Genomic DNA, 20,611 nt, shown 5'->3' with positions numbered 1-20,611 from the left:
AGAAGAAGGGATTCGAACCCTCGCACCGCGTTCGCGATCTACTCCCTTAGCAGGGGAGCCCCTTGAGCCACTTGGGTACTTCTCTGTATGGCTCCGCAGGTAGGACTCGAACCTACGACCGATCGGTTAACAGCCGATAGCTCTACCACTGAGCTACTGCGGAATAATGAAGACAATTTGTATCTTATAAAAATTCTTTCTGTAAGTCAAGAAGTTTTTAACAACATCTTGTTCAAACGTGACATGTTTATAATATACTGGATTGTGTTTTTACTGTCAAGATGTTTTCGATATCGGTTTGAGTTTCCCTTTACACTTTCCGCAGACATATCTTTTTGTATTTATTTGACGCCTTCTTACATATTGAAGTAAACACTCCATACATTCATACTTATAAATCTTTTTTTCCTTCTCTTCATTAATCATTCGTTTACAAAAACGAGGTGCATCAACTTTCTTTAACAACTCACGAAAATCTCTGTCCCTGTGCTTATACCCTCTTCCTGTAATATGCAAGTGATAATGACACAGTTCATGTTTGATGATTCCGATTAACTCCTCCTTACCATACATTTCGTAATATCGATAATTCAGTTCAACATTGTGACTCTTCAACAAATAACGCCCACCAGTTGTACGCAACCTACTATTGAACGTTGCTTTATGTAAAAACGGCATTCCGAAGTATTGTAGCGATACTTCTTCCACTAGCCGTTGAATTTCTCCCTCGCCCATTCTCATTCCTCCTAAACAAAAAAATATTTTTACACTTTTCACGCTTCTTATACATATATTAAATAGTACATATACCCATCCTCATTCAAGACGCGTGGTTTCTAAAAACACAACATGAATAGAAATCCACTCACCAACCTCTCATCAATAGCACTTTAGATTTTTGAGAGTAGGATTAAACAAGGAGGGATTCCTATGCCTACGTGGCTAAAAAAACAGATGCAACGTGCATATTTCGAAAAAAACCGGTATCAAATTAAATTGCTAAATGAATGCTGGTTTTATTATAGCAAAATACATCAAAACTCATAATCCATTACACTTTTTATTCTATAAAAAAAGAGCAGTTTCATCTGCTCTCTTCTCTTACTATTCAATCGGCAACATAGATAGTGCAACGCGTCCTTTTTTTGTATCAATATCATCTACCCATACTTTTACAATTTGTCCTACTGATACAACATCTAACGGATGCTTTACAAACTGTTTACTAAGCTTAGAAATATGCACTAAACCATCTTGCTTTACGCCTACATCAACAAAAGCACCAAAATCAACAACATTACGCACTGTTCCTTCTAGTTCCATACCACGTTTTAAATCTTCTAATTTCAAAATCCCTTTTTTCAGAAGTGGTTTAGGCAACTCATCCCTCATATCTCGTTCTGGGCTAATGAGCGCATCTATAATATCAACTAACGTCGGCTCCCCAACCCCCGTTTCTTGAGACAACTTAGAAATCTCTACTTCTTCCAATCTCTTTTGTAATTGCGGTTGTCCTACGTCATCTATCGATAACCCTAAACTCTTCAATAACAATTCAACATTTTTATATTGTTCGGGATGAATACCTGTTCGATCTAATGGATTCGCTCCTTCTAATATACGCAAGAAACCTATACATTGTTCGTACGTCTTTGCACCTAAACGTGGGATTTTCTTTAATTCCGTGCGCTTTGTGAATTTCCCACCCTCTTCTCTCTTTGCCACAATATTTTTCGCAACAGTTTTCGATAAACCTGAAACATATTGTAACAATGCAACCGAAGCCGTATTTACATTAACCCCAACTTGGTTAACAGCTGTCTCTACTACAAATGTTAATGACTCATTCAATCTCTTTTGAGATACATCATGTTGGTATTGTCCAACCCCAACTGATTTAGGATCAATTTTCACAAGTTCAGCCAGTGGATCTTGCAGACGTCTTCCAATAGAAACGGCACTTCTCTCTTCAACTTGTAAATTCGGGAATTCTTCACGAGCTAAATCAGAAGCTGAATATACACTAGCACCCGCTTCATTTACAATAATATAAAAGACTTCCTGTTTCACACTTTGTAATACATCTACTATAAATTCCTCTGTTTCTCTAGATGCTGTCCCATTACCAATTGCAATCATTTCAACTTGATATTTATCTATAATAGAAAGAACTTTCGTTTTTGCGTCATCATATTTACGAACAGGCGGATGCGGATAAATAACATCAATATGTAGTACTTTCCCCGTATCATCTACTACAGATAATTTACAACCAGTTCTATATGCCGGGTCTACCGCTAGCACGACTTTCCCTTTCATCGGAGGTTGTAATAATAAGTTACGTAAGTTCTCAGAGAAAATATGTATCGCTTGTTCTTCAGCTGTTTCTGTTAATTCTTTACGAATTTCTCTTTCGATTGAAGATTGAATTAATCGTTTATAACCATCTTCAATCGCTAATTGTACATACTGCGCACTTTTAGAATCGTTATCACGAATTACTTTCTTATATAAGAAATTTAATATCTCATCTACTGGTGGGACAACAGAAACTCTCAATATATCTTCTTTCTCACCGCGATTCATTGCTAATACACGATGTGGTACTACTTTTTGCAATGGTTCTTCATAACTGTAATACATTTCATATATATTCTTTTCATCTTTTTCTTCACCTTTTACAGACGAAGACATAATACCTTTTCTAAAAGTAATATTTCGAATCCAACTACGATACGTAGCTTCATCTGAAATCATTTCTGCAATAATGTCTTGTGCACCTTGTAAAGCTTCTTCTGCAGATTGCACTTCTTTCTCTGCATTAATAAATTCCACTGCCTTTTTAGCCGGATCTTCTTTCTTATATAACAACAACCATTCAGCTAACGGTTCTAACCCTTTTTCTTTTGCAATCGTAGCTTTCGTTCTTCTTTTCTCTTTATATGGACGATACAAATCTTCTACTTCCTGCAACTTTGTAGCTTTAACAATTTGCTGTCTCAGCTCTCCTGTCAGTTTTCCCTTCTCATCAATAAGACGAATAACTTCTTCCTTCCTATCTTCAAGTTGCATCATATATTGCCATCTCTCTAAAATCGCACGAATTTGCACCTCATCTAAAGAGCCTGTCCATTCTTTTCGGTAACGAGCAATAAATGGAACTGTATTACCTTCTTCTGTTAATTGAATAACATGACGAACTTGCTTTTCGCTAAAGCCTAATTCTTTCACTAACATTTTCATTAACGCTTGTCGATTATCTACCATTTCCATATACAACCGTAACCTCCTCTATAATAAAAAAAAGTTGCCCTTTAAAGAGAGCAACTTAAACTGCCGATTTAAAAATCTATTAGTCCTAAACTAATTTGTAACGCTTCATCTACACGACTCATCATCACTTCATCTAAATGAGTGATTTTGTCCGTTAAGCGTTGCTTATCGATTGTTCGAATCTGCTCAAGTAAAATAACAGAATCTCTCTCAAAACCATACTTTTTCGCATCAATTTCCACATGAGTGGGTAATTTCGCTTTTTGAATCTGTGCAGTAATAGCCGCTACAATCACCGTTGGACTAAAACGATTTCCGATGTCATTTTGAATGACAAGAACCGGACGAACGCCTCCTTGCTCAGAACCAACAACTGGGGAAAGGTCTGCAAAATACACGTCGCCGCGTTTTACAATCAAAATATTACCCCCCGCTAACTAAGCGTTCTACTGTATGAGCTGCTTCATACTCCGCTAAGAAAGCTTCAGATGCAATACCAAGATTAATTTTTCCCATTTCAATATACCCACGTCGCATTGATTCATGTTGGTAGCGTTTCTTCGTCTTATGTTGACGCAATAACAATTGTGTTGCCTGGCAAATTAGTTCATGGCGATTCTTATTCTCTTGTTTTCCAATTCCGTCCAATTCCGTTACCATTTGCTTTGGCAACCGAACCACGATTTCAGTAGTTACACTTGATTCGGACACAAAAATACACCTCCACCGTCAACTACACACCCAAATATATATATGACACCTATTGTAATAATACCATTGTATGGAGCCTGTTGCAAAGACTTCCTTATTCCTTGCTTATGTTTTCCAATTCATAAACAAAACATTCATCTTCTTAAATTTTTTATCTCATAACTAACTAAAAACAATAGAACTCCTCTTCAAAACTTACGTGTAACTTATATAAAAAATGATTATAAGTAAAAAGCTTCTCATCAAAAAGAGCTTATTATCCAGCAATGAACAGTCACTCCAATGACAAGAAGCAATCATACTACCTTCTATATATTGTTCAAGTAATTAATTATCTCTACAACCTTACCATTCCGTATAAATATTCTTGGCACACGGAAACTGATCGTTGCAATAATTTCATAATTAATAGTCCCTGAATATTCCGCAACCTCTGTAGCGCTAATATACTCATCTCCCTGCCTTCCAATAAGCGTAACTTTCGTACCAAGCGGCACTTCACAAGGAAGATGAATCATGAACTGATCCATTGTTACTCGCCCTACAATCGGTACCCTTTTACCATTTATAAGCACTTCAAATCCTTGTAATCTTCTAAGCCATCCATCTGCATAACCAATCGCTACAGTCGCGATCCATTCTTCAGTTTTCGTTCGATAAGTGACGTTATAACTAATTCCATCACCTTTAATCACCTGTTTAATATGAGCTACTTTCGTATGCAGTGATAGCGCCGGTTCTAATTCAAATGGTAAAAAAGGACGTATTTCTACAGAAGGAGATAATCCATACATTGCAATCCCAATTCGCACTGCATTAAATGTAATCCCTTGAAAACGTAACGTGGCAGCACTATTAGCTGTATGGACAAACTTAGGATCCACTCCGAATTCTTTCAACCAACTTAACTGCTCTAAGAACGTGTTATATTGCTTATCAAAATACGAAGTCTCAACCTCATCTGCCGTTGCAAAATGCGTGTATACTCCTTCTAACTCTAAAAACGGTGCACCTTCTAAACTCTTTAAAAATGCTTTCAGTTCTTTTCTTTCACGTATTCCAATTCTCCCCATACCACTATCAAAGTTAATATGGAATTTCATTACAGATGAACCATCCCAAAGTTTAATTGCTTCGTCCACCCATTCTTTTTGAAAAACAGTTAGCGCTACATCATTTTCAGCAGCTACATTTACATCACGCGGCGGCGAGGGACCTAACACTAAAATCGGCACAGTAATACCAGCCCTCCGAAGCACTAAAGCTTCATCTAAAAAAGCAACTGCTAACCTTGTTGCACCCGCTTCTAATGCCGTTTTAGCCACCGGTACATAATCGTGCCCATATGCATTTGCTTTAACTACAGCAAAAATCTCTACATCACTTGGGATGAACTCTTTAATATGCGTAACGTTGTTATAAATGGCATCTAAATCCACTTCCACCCAAGTGTCACGGTAAAATGGTGCTTCTTCCATAAATACACTTCCTTATACACGATATGCGAAGCTTATTCTTTTATATGCTTCTTTTATGAAATCCACCTTCAAACTAAGAAAAGACGTGGTGCACATATATCACCACGTCTAAGAAGTTTACTTCACCTGCTTCGCTGTAACTGAACGAGCAACCATTAGTAGCTCCTTCGGCTCTAAACCTTTAGACACGAGCATATATTCTACTCCGTTATGCGACCACGTTACAGAGTCTTTCGTCAATGCACCAATCGTAAACCCAAGATCAACTGGTTCTCCACTTACACTTACCGCTGATGAAGCCTCTGCAACTTTTGCCTTTTCTTGTATTAAAGTAAAGGATTTCTTATTTCCAGTGTATGTGAGTATCGCACGCTTGCCACTGTCTGTCTTCAACTCTTTTTCATCTTGCAGAGTCATACCTTGCGGTGTATCAAGTGGATACAAAATAGCAAACGGTTTGTCTTCTTTCGCTGTTGTTTGAACATCTACCTGCGCTCTAGACATATTTTGTTTCGTATCAAATGCACCTTTATCAAATTTCGCATCGAATTTCACCTTCGAGAAATCTACTTTTACAAGAACATTTTGATCATTATCCATTAACTTCACTGAAACTGGAGTCAAATCGCTCTTCTTCAGCGTAATCTCTTGTTTCGGCAACATATTTTGATGTTGATAGTTTGTTTTTGTTTTAAAAATATAATACTTATCTGTTTTCTCGAAAGTAAGGTTTTTCTTATCCTGCAAAATATCTCTTACAAGTGATTCATATAAATAAGCCTGGCTGCTATTTTGCGGCCAATCACTTTGAAAACGGAAGCTCTTATTAAGTGCTGGCGTTAATACAAATACACCTTCTTCATTTCTTAAAATGATTTGGCTCTGATCTTTTTTTGCATTCTTTAAATTCACACGATAAAAAGACGGTTCCTTATGCCAAATCTCTACATTATACTCCTGAGGCTCATTTCCTGTTTTAATAGATAATTTCGCTTCAGCTTGATAACTTTTCATCCCTTTTACTTTCGCCTCTAAATCTCTCACGACATCATCTTGTTTCTTTTCCACACAACCCGCCAACACAAAAACGGTCAACAAACCGACAAGAACTAAAAACAGACGCCTTTTCATCACTTCAGCCCCTTTGCCCCTATAAATGAATGGAAGATGTACCTTCCTTATCGCTACCTCAAATATATGAGACAAAGATATAAAATATGCAGACTAGCGTGACGAGCTTTCTAAAACAACTTGAGCAACAGCAAATTCCTTACTATGACTAATTGATAAATGAACAACATACTCTGTACTTGTAATCAGCATCGGCTTACCTCTTTCATCATTTTTCACTTCAATATCTAAAAAGCTCACTTCTTTCCCGATACCAGTACCTACAGCTTTTGAATACGCCTCTTTCGCTGCAAACCTTCCAGCTACAAACTCTGTAAGACGACTTCCTTTCAGCTCCATAGCAACATTACGTTCATTTTCTGTTAAAATACGTTCCATAAATTTAAGCTTTCCATCTAGCATTTTTTCAATACGATTTAATTCAATAATATCGATTCCAATCCCTATAATCATTTCAAAATCCCCTTCTTCTATTTAACTTTCTTCTTTCATATTGATAAGAATAACAGAGAATCTTTCTGATGCAAAAGGGGTGATAGTAACCGTATGCTAATAAGATCTACTCAGATTTCTTTACAACCGACTATTCTCACCTTACTTTTTATTCACTTAGTCATGATGATATTAGGCGACTTTTTCCTCTTCCCACTGGCAGCCTCTAATGAATATATCGCTAAAGGAGAATGGTGGCGTGTCATAACTTCCCTTCTGGTACACGTAGACTTACAACATTTTCTTTCTAATAGTATTTTTTTGTTTGCACTTGGTTCTTCTATCGAAAAGCAACTCGGACACTTTTCTTTTTTTATTCTATTTTTTCTTTCTGGAATTTCCGGAAATATTTCTTCTTATATTATTATGCCTCCTGAATATATTCACGCAGGTGCATCAGGTGGTATTTTCGGACTATTAGGCGCACAATTATTTTTATTGTACAATCGATACCGCTCTTCAAAACCAAAAGAAATTGCCATTTTCTCAATTGTGATACTTCTATTACTGCTATTTACTTTCTTTAATCCTTCCGCCAATCCGATCAGTCATTTAACAGGTTTAATAACCGGCGGCATTTTAACTCCTTTTTTAACAAAAAAAAACGATGGTGCAAAGCTTATTTAATATAAAAGCTTGCACCATCGATAATTTCTACATCTACCTGTTCGTTTAAATCCCTCATTAATTGAAATAAAGACTCATCCTTCATCTTCGCCTCAATCATACAATCAATTTGCGGAACACTTCCCTTTATCCTTCTTAAAAAAGATAAAAATGCGTCTACATTAATATAATCTGCATGAGCTCTTGGATCTTTTCCCTCTCTAGGGCTAGAGATATGCATTTTAACCGGTAACAAAGATGTTTCCCACGTATGAACAACACGTGCCCAATCTTCATACCAATCTTCTTGCTCATTATTCATCATATGGTGATGCAAATCAAACACGACGGGAATATCTAATTTTTCTCCTAAATATAATGTTTCCTCTAACGTAAAAGTTGTATCATCATTTTCTAATATAATCATTTCTTGAATACCCCTTGGGACATTAGACCAATTCTCTATAAAACGCTCTAATGCAAGTTCTTTATCTTTATACCCTCCTCCAACATGTAGTACACATCGTTGCTTATGTTCAATCCCCATGCCTTTTAATAATTTTTTGTGCATCTGCAATGTCTTTACAGATTGTTTAAAAACACTCTCCTCAGGTGAATTTAGTACAACAAAATGATCTGGATGGAAATCAATTCGCATATTCATATGAATTGCATATTCACCTAATTCTTTCAATTTTTCTTTTAAAGGACGAATATAGTTCCACTCTAGCAATTCCTCATGATTCGCTAAAGGAATGAGCTTAGAACTAAGCCGAAAGAAAGATATGTCATGTCCCTTATTATGCTTTAATAAACGTAAACAATTTTCCAAATTGGAATTAGCAATTCTTTCAAGTTTACGAATTGCAGCATCACGATCATCTATTTTCTGAAACTGTGCGTACGTCATCGTTTGAGATGGGGATGCATTCTTCAAATGCACACTCATCGCAACGTAACCAAGCCTTACAAGCATATAACAGCCCCTTTTCTATCATAACTACTATGTAGTATGCACAATTACAGAAATAAAAAAAAGAGAATGCCAACAAAGGGCATTCTCTTTTTTATTAAGCTTGTGGACGGCTATGATGTTTTCTTTCGCCGCGTCCATTTGAAGATCCTGGGCGACCTTGACCTTCACCTCTACGACCACGACTACCACCATCACGATTACGATCACGGTTTCCATCACGATTGCGATCACGGTTTCCGTCACGATTACGTCCATCACGGTTACGACCATCGCCACCGCCACGTCCGTCACGACTACGATTACGGTTACCATCACGGTATCCGCCTCCGTTACCGCCACGTTTTTTAGAACCGCCACCTCTTGAAACAACTGGTGGTTCTGATGTTAAAGCGATCGGAGTTGTATCCGGCTCTTTAGTCATCATTTTTAAAGCAGCAGCTACTACTGTTACAGAGTCATTCTCTTCTAACATTTCTTCTGCAATACGCTTGTAGTATGATAAGTTCTCATTTTGGATTGTGCTTTGAAGTTTTTCAGCGATTAAACGTTGTTGACCTTCTAATGCCTCATCAAGTGTCGGTGCTTCCATACGATCAACTTTACGCTTTGTTGTACGCTCGATATTTTTTAATTGTCCTGATTCACGTGGTGTTACAAATAACATTGCAATACCTTTTTTACCTGCACGGCCAGTACGACCGATACGGTGAACGTATGATTCTGGATCTTGTGGGATATCGAAGTTGTATACGTGTGTTACGCCTGAAATATCAAGACCACGTGCAGCAACATCTGTTGCAACAAGAACTTCAATAGCACCTTCTTTAAATTTACGTAATACAGACATACGTTTCGCCTGTGTTAAGTCACCATGAATACCTTCTGCTGCATAACCACGTAAGTTTAATGCTTCTGATAATTCATCAACACGACGCTTTGTACGACCGAATACGATCGCAAGCTCTGGAGATTGAATATCTAGTAAGCGTGTTAACACGTCAAACTTTTTCTTTTCTTGCACTTCTAAATAGAACTGCTGAATGTTTGGCATTGTTACTTCTTTTGCTTTTACTTTAATGTGTTGAGGCTCAGTCATGAAACGCTCAGCAATACGACGGATTGGATCTGGCATTGTCGCTGAGAATAATAATGTTTGATGTGTTTCTGGCACATCTGTTAAAATCGCTTCAATATCTTCAATGAAGCCCATGTTTAACATTTCATCCGCTTCATCAAGAACAACAGTCTCTACGTTTTGTAAGCGAAGTGTTTTACGGTTAATATGATCTAAAATACGACCCGGCGTACCAACAATAATGTGTGGGTGTTTTTTTAGAGCACGAATTTGGCGGTTAATATCTTGACCACCATAAATTGGTAGAATACGAACACGTTTATGTTTACCAATTTTGTATAGCTCTTCTCCAACTTGAATTGCTAATTCACGCGTTGGCGCGATAACAATACCTTGAACTGCTTCTTTATTTGTATCCACTTTATCTAATAGTGGTAATCCGAATGCTGCTGTTTTCCCTGTACCTGTTTGCGCTTGCCCAATAATATCCTTACCTTGCAATGCATGTGGAATTGTTTCAGCTTGAATCGGCGTAGCCTCTTCAAAGCCCATACTTTCAACCGATTGCAGTAAAGACTCACTTAATCCTAATTCTCGAAATGTTGTCAATGTTACTTCTCCTTTTCTATCCTATACTTATCATTTAAAAAAAGGCGTTTTCCGAATTTGCGGAAAAGCCCTTTTCCTGAATGCTCACGTATATAACCGGGCGTATATTCTTCACGAAAATACTTCTAAACGTTATTACACTTTATCAATTATAAGTTTTGTATGTGTAAAAAGCAAACCCAACTGTTACCTTATTTTATATTCAGGGCCTTTTTCTTTACTTTTATTTTTTTATCATTTACTGTAAGCGCTTATTATAAGTTTCTTCTATTTTCGTGACTATCATCCCTATTTATATACACCAATTATTTCAACATCGTAATTACTTCTTCTAATTTCATACCGCGAGATGCTTTTATTAATACAACATCTTTCGCATCGACTACTGCTTGTAAATCTCTTACTAACTCTTCTTTATTATCATACGCCTTTACACGTTCATTAGGGAAATTAATTTTCGCTCCTTCAGCAATTTGAGCTCCTAATCTACCGTATGTGAATACATGTGAGATTTTTGCTGGATCGATTAATTTACCTACCTCATAATGGAACTGCACTTCTTGATTTCCAAGTTCTAACATATCACCAAGCACAACGATTTTTTTAGTAAATCCATCTAAACCATTCATTAAATGGAATGCTGCCTCCATAGCCGTCGGACTTGCATTATAAGCATCGTTGATAATTGTTAATCCACTATCCGTTTTTACAATCTCCATACGCATGCCCGTCATTTGAAGTGTTACTAAACCTTGTTTCATTTCTTCCCACGTCACACCAAAATGTGTCGCAATTGCCATTGAAGCAAGTGTATTGTACACATTATGTTTTCCTAACACCGGTAGGTAGAATGAAATATTTTCATCTCTATTCATTTTAAAATGTGTCCCAGTTGCCTGTAATGTTACAGTTGTTGGATAGTAATCGTTGGCTCTTGCATCACCAAACGTAACTGTTTCCGCTGCTAAATTCATTTCAGGAACACGATTCGTTAATAACGGCTCATCTCCATTATATACGAACACACCACCTTCTTGTAACCCTGTAACAATTTCTAATTTCGCTTCAGCAATGGCCTCACGAGATCCTAAATCCATTAAATGTGCTTCACCAATATTCGTAATGATAGCTGCATTAGGACGAGCTAACTTAGATAAAAATTCAATCTCTCCTCGGCTTGACATACCCATTTCTAATACAGCTACTTCTGTATTTTCTTCTAAGTTTAAAATAGTGAGAGGTAACCCAATATGGTTATTGAAATTCCCTTCTGTTTTTTGAACTTTGAACTTAGTCGCGAGAATACTTGTCACAATATCTTTCGTGGATGTTTTACCGTTACTACCTGTCACACCAACAACTTTAACATCCAATTGATCGCGATAGTTTTTCGCTAACATTTGCAGTGCAGATAGCGTATCTTCTACAAAAATAACCGGAAGATTCTCGGGTGGATTTGCTACATCTTTCATCCACAATGTAGCTACAGCTCCATTTTCAACTGCTTTATCTACAAAAGCATGTCCATCGAAACGCTCCCCTTGAATCGGAACATATAAGTTTCCTTTTTCAATTTTTCTCGTATCAATAGACACGCCTTGAATAATAGTTCCCTCATATTGCTCTGCTAATCCAGTACCATTTACCATCTGTTCTACTTGCTTTAACATTCGCTTTATCATATAGAAACGCTCCTTATCCTTACATAGAGGAAGCACTATTCCTACGAATAGTGCTTCCTCCTTTTTTTGTTAGATTGTATATTTAATTTTTTGTTTTTCTTCGTGACGTTCAATCGCTAAACGAATTAACTCTTCGATTAACTCTGGATACGGTAACCCAGTATGTTGCCATAATAGAGGGAACATACTAAACGGTGTAAATCCTGGCATAGTGTTTACTTCGTTAATATACACTTCTCCGTCTTTCGTTAAGAAGAAATCAGCTCGCGTTAAGCCTGCACCATCTAATGATTGGAACGCAATAATTGCATCACGCTTAATCACATCAGATTCTTCTTCTGTCATTTCAGCTGGAATAATTAACGCCGTATCACCATCGATATATTTCGACTTATAATCATAGAAGTCCTTTTTCGGAACGATTTCACCTACAACTGAACATTTCGGCTCATCATTACCTAGTACCCCAACTTCTACTTCACGACCTACAATATTTTCTTCTACAATAATTTTGCGATCAAATTGGAATGCCTCTACAAATGCATTCTCAAGTTCTTCACGATTTTTACACTTATTAATACCAACACTTGAACCAAGGTTTGCTGGTTTTACGAAACAAGGATATCCTAATTTATCTTCTACTTTAGAATAAGCTTCCTGACGATCTTTTTCCCATGCACTGCGAATGAAAGACGCATATTTTGCTTGTTTTAAACCAGCCTCTGCAAAGATGTTTTTCATAACAACTTTATCCATACCAGCAGATGATGCTAGAACACCATTTCCTACATAAGGAATATTCATCAATTCTAATAATCCTTGAACCGTTCCATCTTCACCGTTTGGTCCATGTAGTAATGGGAAAATAACGTCAATAGCGTTTTCCTCAGAAGCTGCAGATGGAATAATCTCTGTACTTAATGATAACGGAGAAATCGCATTTTCTGCACTACTCATTTTTAAAGCTTCAACATCTGTTACTTCACCTTCAATACGCTCACCACGTACCCATTGACCTTGTTCTGTAATATAAATTGGATGAATCTCGAATTTATCTTGATTTAACGCTTTAATAGCAGCAAGAGCCGTCTGTAACGAAACTTGATGCTCAGCTGATTTTCCACCATATAATAAACCTAATTTAATTTTTGTCACTGAAATCACCCTAACCAATTGTTTTCATTTTTCTATTTTAGCACTTTTTATAAAAATAGGTAGTTCCTATTTGAAATAAAATGTAACTTCCACAAATAATTAAATGACACTACTTATTGGTTTTCTACACTTTTTCTATTCCACTACTATACAAAGGTGAATTTTAAAATGAAATGGTAATCCTATCTAGTTATGTACCTAAAATATGTAGAAATCCCCTTTTTTGTGTATGTCACCTATTTACTAAGAAGATTGTTTGGTTAGTGTATCTTTTTGCCTTTGCTCAACAAGGCGATCTAAAGAAATATATACAATACCTGCAACTACACATCCTACAGCTAAAATTGTAAATAGCAAGTGGCCAAGTAATCGATCTAATAAAAAGCCTCCCAAAAGTGGACCAAATGCGCTTCCTGTAATCCACTGCAAACTTGCAGCGCCCATATAAGTCCCTCTCAAATGCTCAGGGGCCAAGTTTGCTACAAATGTCATCTGTACAGGCGACATAATCATCTCACCTAACGTATATATAGCATAAACGAACAGTAGTGTTATTAAAATAACTGTAGCATTTGTATTAAACTCTCCAAACCACTTGGGTAACCACCCTATAAAAAATAATCCAATCCCGAACAAACATGCACCATATAACATCGTCTTCCCGACTGGTTTATCCGTAGCCCATTTTGAAATTTGAAATTGGAATAAAACAACTAATAGTCCGTTTAACGCCATTAAATATGGATATGGATTATTCGCTCCAAAAATACGCTTCATTTCGTTATCAAAATGTAGTGGCAACATGCCTTCTATTTGAGAAAACCCCATCGAAATGATAATACCTGCTAATAAGTAAATCATTAATGCCTTATCTCGCATGACAATTTTCCAAACTGCCCCAGATTCCTTTTCTTTATGTTCTTCCTTATCTGCCCTCTTTGGCATCGTCTCTTGAATAAGAAGCAATACAAGTAACGCATAAAATAGCATTGTAGAAGAGGCAATAATAAACACAAGATTCTTTGACAACACAACTACTGATGCTCCCATTATCGGACCAATCGCAGCACCTATATTGTGACCCATTCGTAATAAACCATATGCCTCTGTTCTTTTTTCTGGTGCCGTTACATCTGCGACCATAGCTGATGCAGCTGGATGAAATAAAGAATTACTCAATCCTAAAAAAATAGATAAAATTGCATATGGAATAAATCCTTCTATAAATAGAAAACCGAGCATTAATAATGCATTACTTGCCATAGAAAATATCATAATCGGCTTTCTTCCATATATGTCAGCAATTCTCCCTCCTATAAGTGAACCAAAGCTTGCAGCAATTGGAGAAAGCGCCATAATAACCCCAACTTCCAACAACGAATCTACCTTATCTTTTAAATATAATGCAAAAAAAGGCATTAACATCATCATTGCAATTCCATTTAACGTCTCTCCAATAAATCGAATCCATACGTTACGGTCCATCTCCCTTAACTCACGCCACGTATTTTTCATCATTTCACTCCTTTAGTTAGCCAACAATTATCTTATAATAAGTTCAGAAAAATGTAAATTTTCAAATAAAAAAATCCATTCTAACAGAATTAGAATGGATTTTTTTCGCTTATAAATTCGCAACATCTTCTTCTTTTTTACTATTATTTAAAGCACTATGTTTTCGGCTATATAAGAAGTAAACCGCTATACCAATAACCATCCATATCCCAAAACTAATCCATGCTGTCCCCGATAATTGAAGCATTAAGTATAAACAAAAAATCACTGTTAACGCTGGTAAAAATGGTACAAGCGGAGCCTTAAATGCCCTTGGTAAGTCTGGATGGGTTCTTCTCATTACAATTACCGCAACAGCTACGAGTGCAAATGCTGACAATGTCCCCATGTTTACAAGATGTGCTAAAACATTTAAATCTATTAATCCTGAAATCAGTGCCGCAATAATTCCCGTTGTCCATGTATTTAAAAATGGCGTTTTAAATTTCGGATGAACTTTAGCAAGACGCTTCGGTAATAAACCATCTCGGCTCATCGCATAAGAAACACGAACTTGCCCATACATCATAACTAGCATTACTGTTGTAATCCCTGTAATTGCTCCTACTGAAATTACCCCCGCTAAGCCATCTTGTCCAATAAATTGCAGTGCAAAAGCAACTGGATCTGATATATTTAGCTGGCCGTATGGAACAATTCCTGTCAAAATAAGCGAAACAACGATATAAAGAACTGTACAAATTAATAACGATGCAATAATACCAATTGGTAAATCACGTTGCGGACGTTTCACTTCTTCTGCCGCTGTTGAAACTGCATCAAATCCTATAAATGCGAAGAATACTGTGGCCGCTCCAGCCATTACACCATCTAAACCAAATGGCATAAAAGGCGTCCAGTTTTCAGGTTTCACATAATTAAAACCAGCAAAAATAAAAATAAGAACAACTGCTATTTTAATAAATACCATAATGTTATTTACTCGTGCACTTTCACGAACACCTCTAGATAAAAGAACTGTCATCACTAAAATAATTAGAACTGCAGGTAGATCAATTATTCCACCCTTTCCTGTACCAGGAGCCGAGGAGAGAATAGTCGGAATGTGGATTCCAAACCCCTTTAATAAAGATTGAAAATATGCAGACCAACCGTTTGCTACAGCAGATGTAGCAAGTAAATATTCAAGCATTAAGTCCCAGCCAATTAAAAATGCGAATACTTCCCCCATCGTCGCGTATGTATACGTATACACACTGCCCGAGACAGGAACTGAAGAAGCAAATTCAGCATAACAAAATGCAGCAAAGGCACAAGCTAGCGCGGCAATCGCAAATGATAATATAATAGCTGGCCCAGAATGTTTCGCTGCCACAACACCCGTTAGAACAAAAATACCAGTTCCAACAATTGCTCCGATTCCAAGCATAGTTAAATCTAGCGCGCCCAATGTTCTCGCTAACGTTTTTTGCTTACTTTCTTGCATTAACTTTGCAATTGGCTTCTTTTGAAAAATTTGCTTCATCTTTCACTCCTCCAAGTTTTAAATTTTCTGAAAATTTTTAATTCGCTTTTTTATTTTACTCATTACGCTTTTCCTAGTCAATACTTTTGTCGAAACAAGTAGAAATTCTTCTGAATATGCACTATCCTTATCATTCTTTCTATATATCTTTCGACAACTCTTTTTGGTATTATTATACATGTCGATTCCACAAAAAAGGCATGCTCCCTTATTGAGAGCATGCCTTTTTTTACTTATTTCACAGTATATGAACCTTGTTCAATCCAGCTATACATATACTTTTCATCTTCTGTTTCATGTGCTTGTTTTACAATACGAAGCGGACGGAATGTGTCTATCATAACAGCTAATTCAAGTGTCTCTTTCTTCCCTATACTTGCCTCTGTTTTCCCCGGATGCGGCCCATGGGGAATTCCGCTCGGATGAAGTGTAATAGAACCTTCTTCCACACCTTTGCGACTCATAAAGTTTCCTTCTACATAGTAAAGAACTTCATCACTATTAACATTACTATGATAATATGGTGCCGGAATTGACTCTGGATGATAATCGTATAAACGTGGTACGAAAGAGCAAATAACAAAATTATGCCCTTCAAATGTTTGATGTACTGGCGGTGGCTGATGAATGCGCCCTGTAATTGGTTCAAAATCCTCTACATTAAATACCCACGGATATAAATAGCCATCCCATCCAACAACATCTAACGGGTGGTGTCCTAAAACATGTTTATGCATATAGCCTCTTGACTTTGTCATTACGACAAACTCGCCTTTTTCATCATAGGTCTCTAATTTTTCTGGACCACGAAGATCTCTTTCACAAAACGGACTATGCTCTAACAATTGTCCATATTCATTTCGATAACGACGCGGCGTTGTAATTTGGCTATTCGCCTCTACAACGAGAAACTTAGTCTCACCTTCATCTGGAATAACACGATAAATCGTTCCAATTGGGATCGTTACATAGTCGCCTTTTCTATAGTGTATCGTTCCAAACATCGTTTCAATTTTCCCTGTTCCATAATGAACAAATAACATTTCGTCGCCATCACCATTACGATAGAAATAATCCATTTTTTCTGTTGGGCTCACTACTCCAATTAACAAATCTTCATTTCCAAGTATGAAATTTCGTCCACTTATTGCATCACCACTTTTTTTATTTTCTTTCGTTCGGAAGTGGCGATGAGAAAGAGCAACATCCTCTTCATACTGCAACTGACAAGAATGCGATAATGCAGAATGACCTACTTCTGTTGGCATATAGTGATGATACAAAATAGACTGCGTACCAGAAAATCCTTTCGTTCCCATTACCTGTTCACGATAAAGCGATCCATCTTTTTTACGAAATTGTACATGTCGTTTATGAGGTAGTTCTCCCATGTGACGATAAAACATGCCCATCACCCGCTTCCTTTTCTTTTTTGATCGTATTACGTAGTGTACCTAAACCAGTAATCGACAGCTCTACAACATCTCCATCTTGTAGCCACTCTTCTGTACCAAGTTCTAAAATACAGCCTGTTCCTACTGTCCCAGAACCAATCACATCTCCTGGATATAACGTCACGTCCTCTGAAGCACGTTCAATCATTTCAGCAAATGTATAGTAAATATCTTGGACGTTTCCCTTTGATAATAGTTTTCCATTTACATGAGCAGTCATTTCTAAATCATATCGATCACCATTACGATAAACATCTAATTCCTCTTTCGTAACAAGATGTGCTCCTAACGAAGTTGCAAAGTCCTTTCCTTTCGCAGGACCGAGACCTACTTTCATTTCTGTTGCTTGTAAGTCTCTCGCACTCCAGTCGTTCATAATACAATAACCAAAAATATATTCCTCTGCTTGCTCACGAGAAATATTTCGCCCTTCTTTTCCTATTACGCAAGCAATCTCCAACTCGTAATCAAGCTTTTTAGACTTTTTCGGACCAATTACAAAATCACCGGAACCAATTACAGCACGATGATTAGTAAAATAAAAAACCGGAATATCATACCATTCAGGCACAACATCTAGTCCTCTTCGTCCACGAGCTGTTTTTACATGTTGTTCAAATGCGTAAAAATCTCGAATACTACTCGGATTAGGAAGAGCAGCTGTCAATTGTACTTCTTCTAAAGCATATATACCCTTATTTGGATTCTTAATATTCCGCACTACTTCTACATACTCATCCGTTTTCTCTAAAAAAGCCATTATAGAAGAAGGGATTTTCCCTTCACTAGCAAGATTCATATCTATTACTTTGTCACCTTCAAGCCATCCAGCCCGTATTTCTTTTGAAGGAAGACGAAATGTAACAAATTTCATCCTGATTCCTCCTTATAAAAATGAAATTTCCACCAGCAAAGGGACTTTTGCTGGTGGATATGAATCTTATAAGTTTCCGCGACGCTCTTGTTCTCTTTCAATTGATTCGAATAACGCTTTAAAGTTTCCTTCACCAAATCCACGAGAACCTTTACGTTGAATGATTTCAATAAATAAAGTCGGGCGATCTACAATTGGTTTCGTAAAGATTTGTAGTAAGTAACCTTCATCATCACGATCTACTAAGATCTTTAATTCTTTTAGCTTATCAATTTCTTCATCGATTTTTCCAACTCGTGCAGTTAACTCATCATAATAAGTATCCGGTGTATCTAAAAACTCCACCCCATTTGCACGAAGCGCTTCAACCGTTTTAACAATATCACTTGTTAATAAAGCAAGATGCTGTACACCAGCTCCATTATAGAATTCTAGATACTCTTGAATTTGTGACTTTCTCTTTCCGTCTGCTGGTTCGTTAATAGGAAACTTAATACGGCTTCCATTTGTCATAACTTTCGACATTAAAGCCGAATACTCTGTACTAATATCATCATCATCAAAATGAATCATTTGTTTAAAGCCCATGACATTCTCGTAATAACTAACCCACTCTTCCATTTTTTCAACATTACCAACTACATGATCGACAGCAATTAAGCCAGACTCTTCAAATGGAATATTAAACTCTACCTTTTCGAATCCTGGCATAAATGCCCCTTTATAATTTTTACGCTCTACAAGCGTATGAATTGTATCACCATACGTACCAATAACTGCTTTTTTCAATGTACCGTCCTCATCTGTTAATTCCTCTGGTGGAGCAATTGCGACGGCACCACGTTTCACTGCTTCTGAGTATGCTTTATCAACATCATCAACAAGTAGTGCCACATCCTTGACGCCATCACCATGAGTCTTTACAAACTCTGCAATACGATTTTCACTACTTAAAGCTCCAGACACAACAAAACGCATATTTTTTTGCACAAGAACATAAGATACCTTTTCACGGTTTCCAGTTTCTAATCCAGAGTAAGCCACAATTTTGAATCCGAATGCTCTCGCAAGATAATAACTCGATTGCTTTGCATTCCCTACGTAAAATTCCAAATGATCTACATCACGTACTGGAAAAAAGTCCTCCATTTGTGCAGCTAGCGTATCCATAGATTTTTGTTTCATAATATCTTCATCCCCCTGTAAATAGATTAAATGGTCCATACTTAAAACCAACCGAAAACGCTTCCAACATAAATAAATAGAAATTAGTTAGCAAGCTAACAAATTCTGACCTTTAAAATTTTCTATCTTTTCTGTCAAATTCCTCTTTTTTTCTTACATATAAAATTCGACTTTTTTCTCTTTGAAATAAAGTGAAACTTTAATCAGCCCTCACCAATCAGGCTTTTACTCAGTGGATTTTTGATTATTCGTTGAATCAAGTTGCAACCGCAGCGTCTAATTAGCCATGGATGCTAAATAATGAGGTAACTTTAATACTTGAAGGTATATAAGAAGAAAATAAAAAAGACTCCAACATATTTACTGCTTACTAATACGTTAGAGTCTTTATTTTTTTTGAATGGTTGTATTTATATATATCATACTAATACACTTGCAAGGAATAGAATAAATGATGTTAATATTACCGCTCCACCTAAGGATCCTAATAAATCCGTTTTTGTTACTTGAAACACTTGTTCACTGTTCATATCCCTCATTCTCCTTCCATTTTTGTTTGATTTAAAACTTCTATTATACTAATACGCTTGATAGAAATACGATTAATGCTGTTAATACTACCGCTCCACTTGCTGATCCTACGAAGTCACCTTTTGTTACTTGTAATACTTGCTCTTTCATATCTTTCATTCTCCCTTCTTTTTCTTTTGTTACAAAACTTCTATTATACTAATACGCTTGATAGAAATACGATTAATGCTGTTAATACTACTGCTCCACTTGCTGATCCTACGAAGTCACCTTTTGTTACTTGTAATACTTGCTCTTTCATATCTTTCATTCTCCCTTCTTTTTCTTTTGTTACAAAGT

21 protein-coding genes and 1 tRNA gene are annotated in these 20,611 nt (G+C 36.7%); 2 read left to right on the top strand and 20 right to left on the bottom strand.

Annotated features, from left to right (window positions below):
* Positions 1-88: 88 nt before the first annotated feature.
* Positions 89-163 (bottom strand) — tRNA-Asn (locus H6481_RS26995).
* A gap of 113 nt (positions 164-276) precedes the next feature.
* Complete coding sequence (locus tag H6481_RS26990; protein WP_000503730.1) at positions 277-735, bottom strand: SprT family protein; 459 nt, start codon at positions 733-735, stop codon at positions 277-279.
* Positions 736-930: 195 nt separating this feature from the next.
* On the opposite strand from H6481_RS26990, the gene cmpA reads away from it, so the two are divergent.
* Positions 931-1,047 (top strand): cortex morphogenetic protein CmpA, encoded by a 117-nt coding sequence (gene cmpA / locus H6481_RS26985; protein ID WP_001143640.1) that lies wholly within the window; start codon positions 931-933, stop codon positions 1,045-1,047.
* A 57-nt stretch (positions 1,048-1,104) separates the two neighbouring features.
* On the opposite strand, the gene H6481_RS26980 is transcribed toward cmpA, so the two are convergent.
* The 6 genes from H6481_RS26980 to acpS all read right to left on the bottom strand — a co-directional run bounded on the left by H6481_RS26980 (position 1,105) and on the right by acpS (position 7,046).
* Positions 1,105-3,273: a Tex family protein gene (locus tag H6481_RS26980; RefSeq protein WP_065481543.1), complete on the bottom strand. Its 2,169-nt coding sequence runs from the start codon at positions 3,271-3,273 to the stop codon at positions 1,105-1,107.
* Positions 3,274-3,341: 68 nt separating this feature from the next.
* The gene (gene ndoA, locus H6481_RS26975) at positions 3,342-3,692 is read right to left on the bottom strand and encodes a type II toxin-antitoxin system endoribonuclease NdoA (protein WP_000635965.1); all 351 of its coding nucleotides are present in this window, start codon (positions 3,690-3,692) and stop codon (positions 3,342-3,344) included.
* Positions 3,693-3,696: 4 nt separating this feature from the next.
* Positions 3,697-3,984: an antitoxin EndoAI gene (locus tag H6481_RS26970; RefSeq protein WP_000004570.1), complete on the bottom strand. Its 288-nt coding sequence runs from the start codon at positions 3,982-3,984 to the stop codon at positions 3,697-3,699.
* Positions 3,985-4,292: 308 nt separating this feature from the next.
* Positions 4,293-5,462, bottom strand: a complete 1,170-nt coding sequence (alr, locus tag H6481_RS26965; protein ID WP_000390593.1) for an alanine racemase — start codon at positions 5,460-5,462, stop codon at positions 4,293-4,295.
* 117 nt (positions 5,463-5,579) lie between these two features.
* Positions 5,580-6,530, bottom strand: a complete 951-nt coding sequence (locus H6481_RS26960; RefSeq protein WP_002094231.1) for an outer membrane lipoprotein carrier protein LolA — start codon at positions 6,528-6,530, stop codon at positions 5,580-5,582.
* 156 nt (positions 6,531-6,686) lie between these two features.
* A complete protein-coding gene (acpS, locus tag H6481_RS26955) occupies positions 6,687-7,046 on the bottom strand; it encodes a holo-ACP synthase (RefSeq protein WP_000583419.1) in 360 nt (119 codons plus the stop codon).
* 93 nt (positions 7,047-7,139) lie between these two features.
* Between acpS and H6481_RS26950 the strand changes: the two genes are divergently transcribed.
* On the top strand, positions 7,140-7,712 hold the full coding sequence (locus tag H6481_RS26950) for a rhomboid family intramembrane serine protease (protein WP_000908526.1): 573 nt from the start codon (positions 7,140-7,142) through the stop codon (positions 7,710-7,712).
* Here the strand turns inward: H6481_RS26950 and uvsE are convergent.
* The 12 genes from uvsE to H6481_RS26890 form a co-directional block, all read right to left on the bottom strand.
* Positions 7,705-8,667 carry a UV DNA damage repair endonuclease UvsE gene (gene uvsE, locus H6481_RS26945; protein WP_000961144.1) on the bottom strand — a complete coding sequence of 321 codons (963 nt, stop codon included), beginning with the start codon at positions 8,665-8,667 and terminating at the stop codon, positions 7,705-7,707. The genes H6481_RS26950 and uvsE overlap by 8 nt on opposite strands.
* Positions 8,668-8,761: 94 nt before the next feature.
* Positions 8,762-10,351: a DEAD/DEAH box helicase gene (locus H6481_RS26940; protein WP_000206602.1), complete on the bottom strand. Its 1,590-nt coding sequence runs from the start codon at positions 10,349-10,351 to the stop codon at positions 8,762-8,764.
* 305 nt (positions 10,352-10,656) lie between these two features.
* Entirely contained in the window at positions 10,657-12,033 is a 1,377-nt protein-coding gene (gene murF, locus H6481_RS26935) for a UDP-N-acetylmuramoyl-tripeptide--D-alanyl-D-alanine ligase (protein ID WP_000595969.1), read from the bottom strand.
* 69 nt (positions 12,034-12,102) lie between these two features.
* Positions 12,103-13,188 carry a D-alanine--D-alanine ligase gene (locus tag H6481_RS26930; protein WP_000161433.1) on the bottom strand — a complete coding sequence of 362 codons (1,086 nt, stop codon included), beginning with the start codon at positions 13,186-13,188 and terminating at the stop codon, positions 12,103-12,105.
* Between the two features lie 243 nt (positions 13,189-13,431).
* Positions 13,432-14,703 carry an MFS transporter gene (locus H6481_RS26925; RefSeq protein ID WP_182813688.1) on the bottom strand — a complete coding sequence of 424 codons (1,272 nt, stop codon included), beginning with the start codon at positions 14,701-14,703 and terminating at the stop codon, positions 13,432-13,434.
* 109 nt (positions 14,704-14,812) lie between these two features.
* Positions 14,813-16,228, bottom strand: coding sequence for an amino acid permease (locus H6481_RS26920; RefSeq protein WP_000809361.1), 1,416 nt, complete (start codon positions 16,226-16,228; stop codon positions 14,813-14,815).
* Between the two features lie 233 nt (positions 16,229-16,461).
* On the bottom strand, positions 16,462-17,634 hold the full coding sequence (locus H6481_RS26915) for a homogentisate 1,2-dioxygenase (RefSeq protein ID WP_014481934.1): 1,173 nt from the start codon (positions 17,632-17,634) through the stop codon (positions 16,462-16,464).
* Positions 17,600-18,556: a fumarylacetoacetate hydrolase family protein gene (locus H6481_RS26910; RefSeq protein ID WP_182813686.1), complete on the bottom strand. Its 957-nt coding sequence runs from the start codon at positions 18,554-18,556 to the stop codon at positions 17,600-17,602. Before H6481_RS26910 ends, H6481_RS26915 begins: the two co-directional genes overlap by 35 nt.
* 66 nt (positions 18,557-18,622) lie before the next feature.
* A complete protein-coding gene (hppD, locus tag H6481_RS26905; protein ID WP_053565411.1) occupies positions 18,623-19,741 on the bottom strand; it encodes a 4-hydroxyphenylpyruvate dioxygenase in 1,119 nt (372 codons plus the stop codon).
* A gap of 419 nt (positions 19,742-20,160) precedes the next feature.
* The gene (locus H6481_RS26900; protein ID WP_001083691.1) at positions 20,161-20,271 is read right to left on the bottom strand and encodes a DUF3948 family protein; all 111 of its coding nucleotides are present in this window, start codon (positions 20,269-20,271) and stop codon (positions 20,161-20,163) included.
* Between the two features lie 43 nt (positions 20,272-20,314).
* Positions 20,315-20,431 carry a DUF3948 family protein gene (locus H6481_RS26895; protein ID WP_000654250.1) on the bottom strand — a complete coding sequence of 39 codons (117 nt, stop codon included), beginning with the start codon at positions 20,429-20,431 and terminating at the stop codon, positions 20,315-20,317.
* A 34-nt stretch (positions 20,432-20,465) separates the two neighbouring features.
* A complete protein-coding gene (locus tag H6481_RS26890; RefSeq protein ID WP_000654250.1) occupies positions 20,466-20,582 on the bottom strand; it encodes a DUF3948 family protein in 117 nt (38 codons plus the stop codon).
* Between the last annotated feature and the right edge of the window lie 29 nt (positions 20,583-20,611).

The organism is Bacillus sp. ME78, assembly GCF_903970865.1.
GTDB classification, from domain to species: Bacteria; Bacillota; Bacilli; order Bacillales; family Bacillaceae_G; genus Bacillus_A; species Bacillus_A cereus.
This window is presented reverse-complemented; position numbering and strand designations above follow the sequence as displayed.

Excerpts from the sequence above, each read along its gene's own strand:
- hppD (WP_053565411.1), bottom strand. The coding sequence starts at position 19,741 with ATGAAACAAAAATCTATGGATACGCTAGCTGCACAAATGGAGGACTTT.
- H6481_RS26915 (WP_014481934.1), bottom strand. The coding sequence starts at position 17,634 with ATGTTTTATCGTCACATGGGAGAACTACCTCATAAACGACATGTACAA.
- H6481_RS26895 (WP_000654250.1), bottom strand. The coding sequence starts at position 20,431 with ATGAAAGATATGAAAGAGCAAGTATTACAAGTAACAAAAGGTGACTTC.
- alr (WP_000390593.1), bottom strand. The coding sequence starts at position 5,462 with ATGGAAGAAGCACCATTTTACCGTGACACTTGGGTGGAAGTGGATTTA.
- H6481_RS26980 (WP_065481543.1), bottom strand. The coding sequence starts at position 3,273 with ATGGAAATGGTAGATAATCGACAAGCGTTAATGAAAATGTTAGTGAAA.
- acpS (WP_000583419.1), bottom strand. The coding sequence starts at position 7,046 with ATGATTATAGGGATTGGAATCGATATTATTGAATTAAATCGTATTGAA.
- H6481_RS26925 (WP_182813688.1), bottom strand. The coding sequence starts at position 14,703 with ATGAAAAATACGTGGCGTGAGTTAAGGGAGATGGACCGTAACGTATGG.
- uvsE (WP_000961144.1), bottom strand. The coding sequence starts at position 8,667 with ATGCTTGTAAGGCTTGGTTACGTTGCGATGAGTGTGCATTTGAAGAAT.
- H6481_RS26920 (WP_000809361.1), bottom strand. The coding sequence starts at position 16,228 with ATGAAGCAAATTTTTCAAAAGAAGCCAATTGCAAAGTTAATGCAAGAA.
- H6481_RS26890 (WP_000654250.1), bottom strand. The coding sequence starts at position 20,582 with ATGAAAGATATGAAAGAGCAAGTATTACAAGTAACAAAAGGTGACTTC.
- murF (WP_000595969.1), bottom strand. The coding sequence starts at position 12,033 with ATGATAAAGCGAATGTTAAAGCAAGTAGAACAGATGGTAAATGGTACT.
- H6481_RS26900 (WP_001083691.1), bottom strand. The coding sequence starts at position 20,271 with ATGAACAGTGAACAAGTGTTTCAAGTAACAAAAACGGATTTATTAGGA.
- H6481_RS26950 (WP_000908526.1), top strand. The coding sequence starts at position 7,140 with ATGCTAATAAGATCTACTCAGATTTCTTTACAACCGACTATTCTCACC.
- cmpA (WP_001143640.1), top strand. The coding sequence starts at position 931 with ATGCCTACGTGGCTAAAAAAACAGATGCAACGTGCATATTTCGAAAAA.
- H6481_RS26990 (WP_000503730.1), bottom strand. The coding sequence starts at position 735 with ATGGGCGAGGGAGAAATTCAACGGCTAGTGGAAGAAGTATCGCTACAA.
- H6481_RS26910 (WP_182813686.1), bottom strand. The coding sequence starts at position 18,556 with ATGAAATTTGTTACATTTCGTCTTCCTTCAAAAGAAATACGGGCTGGA.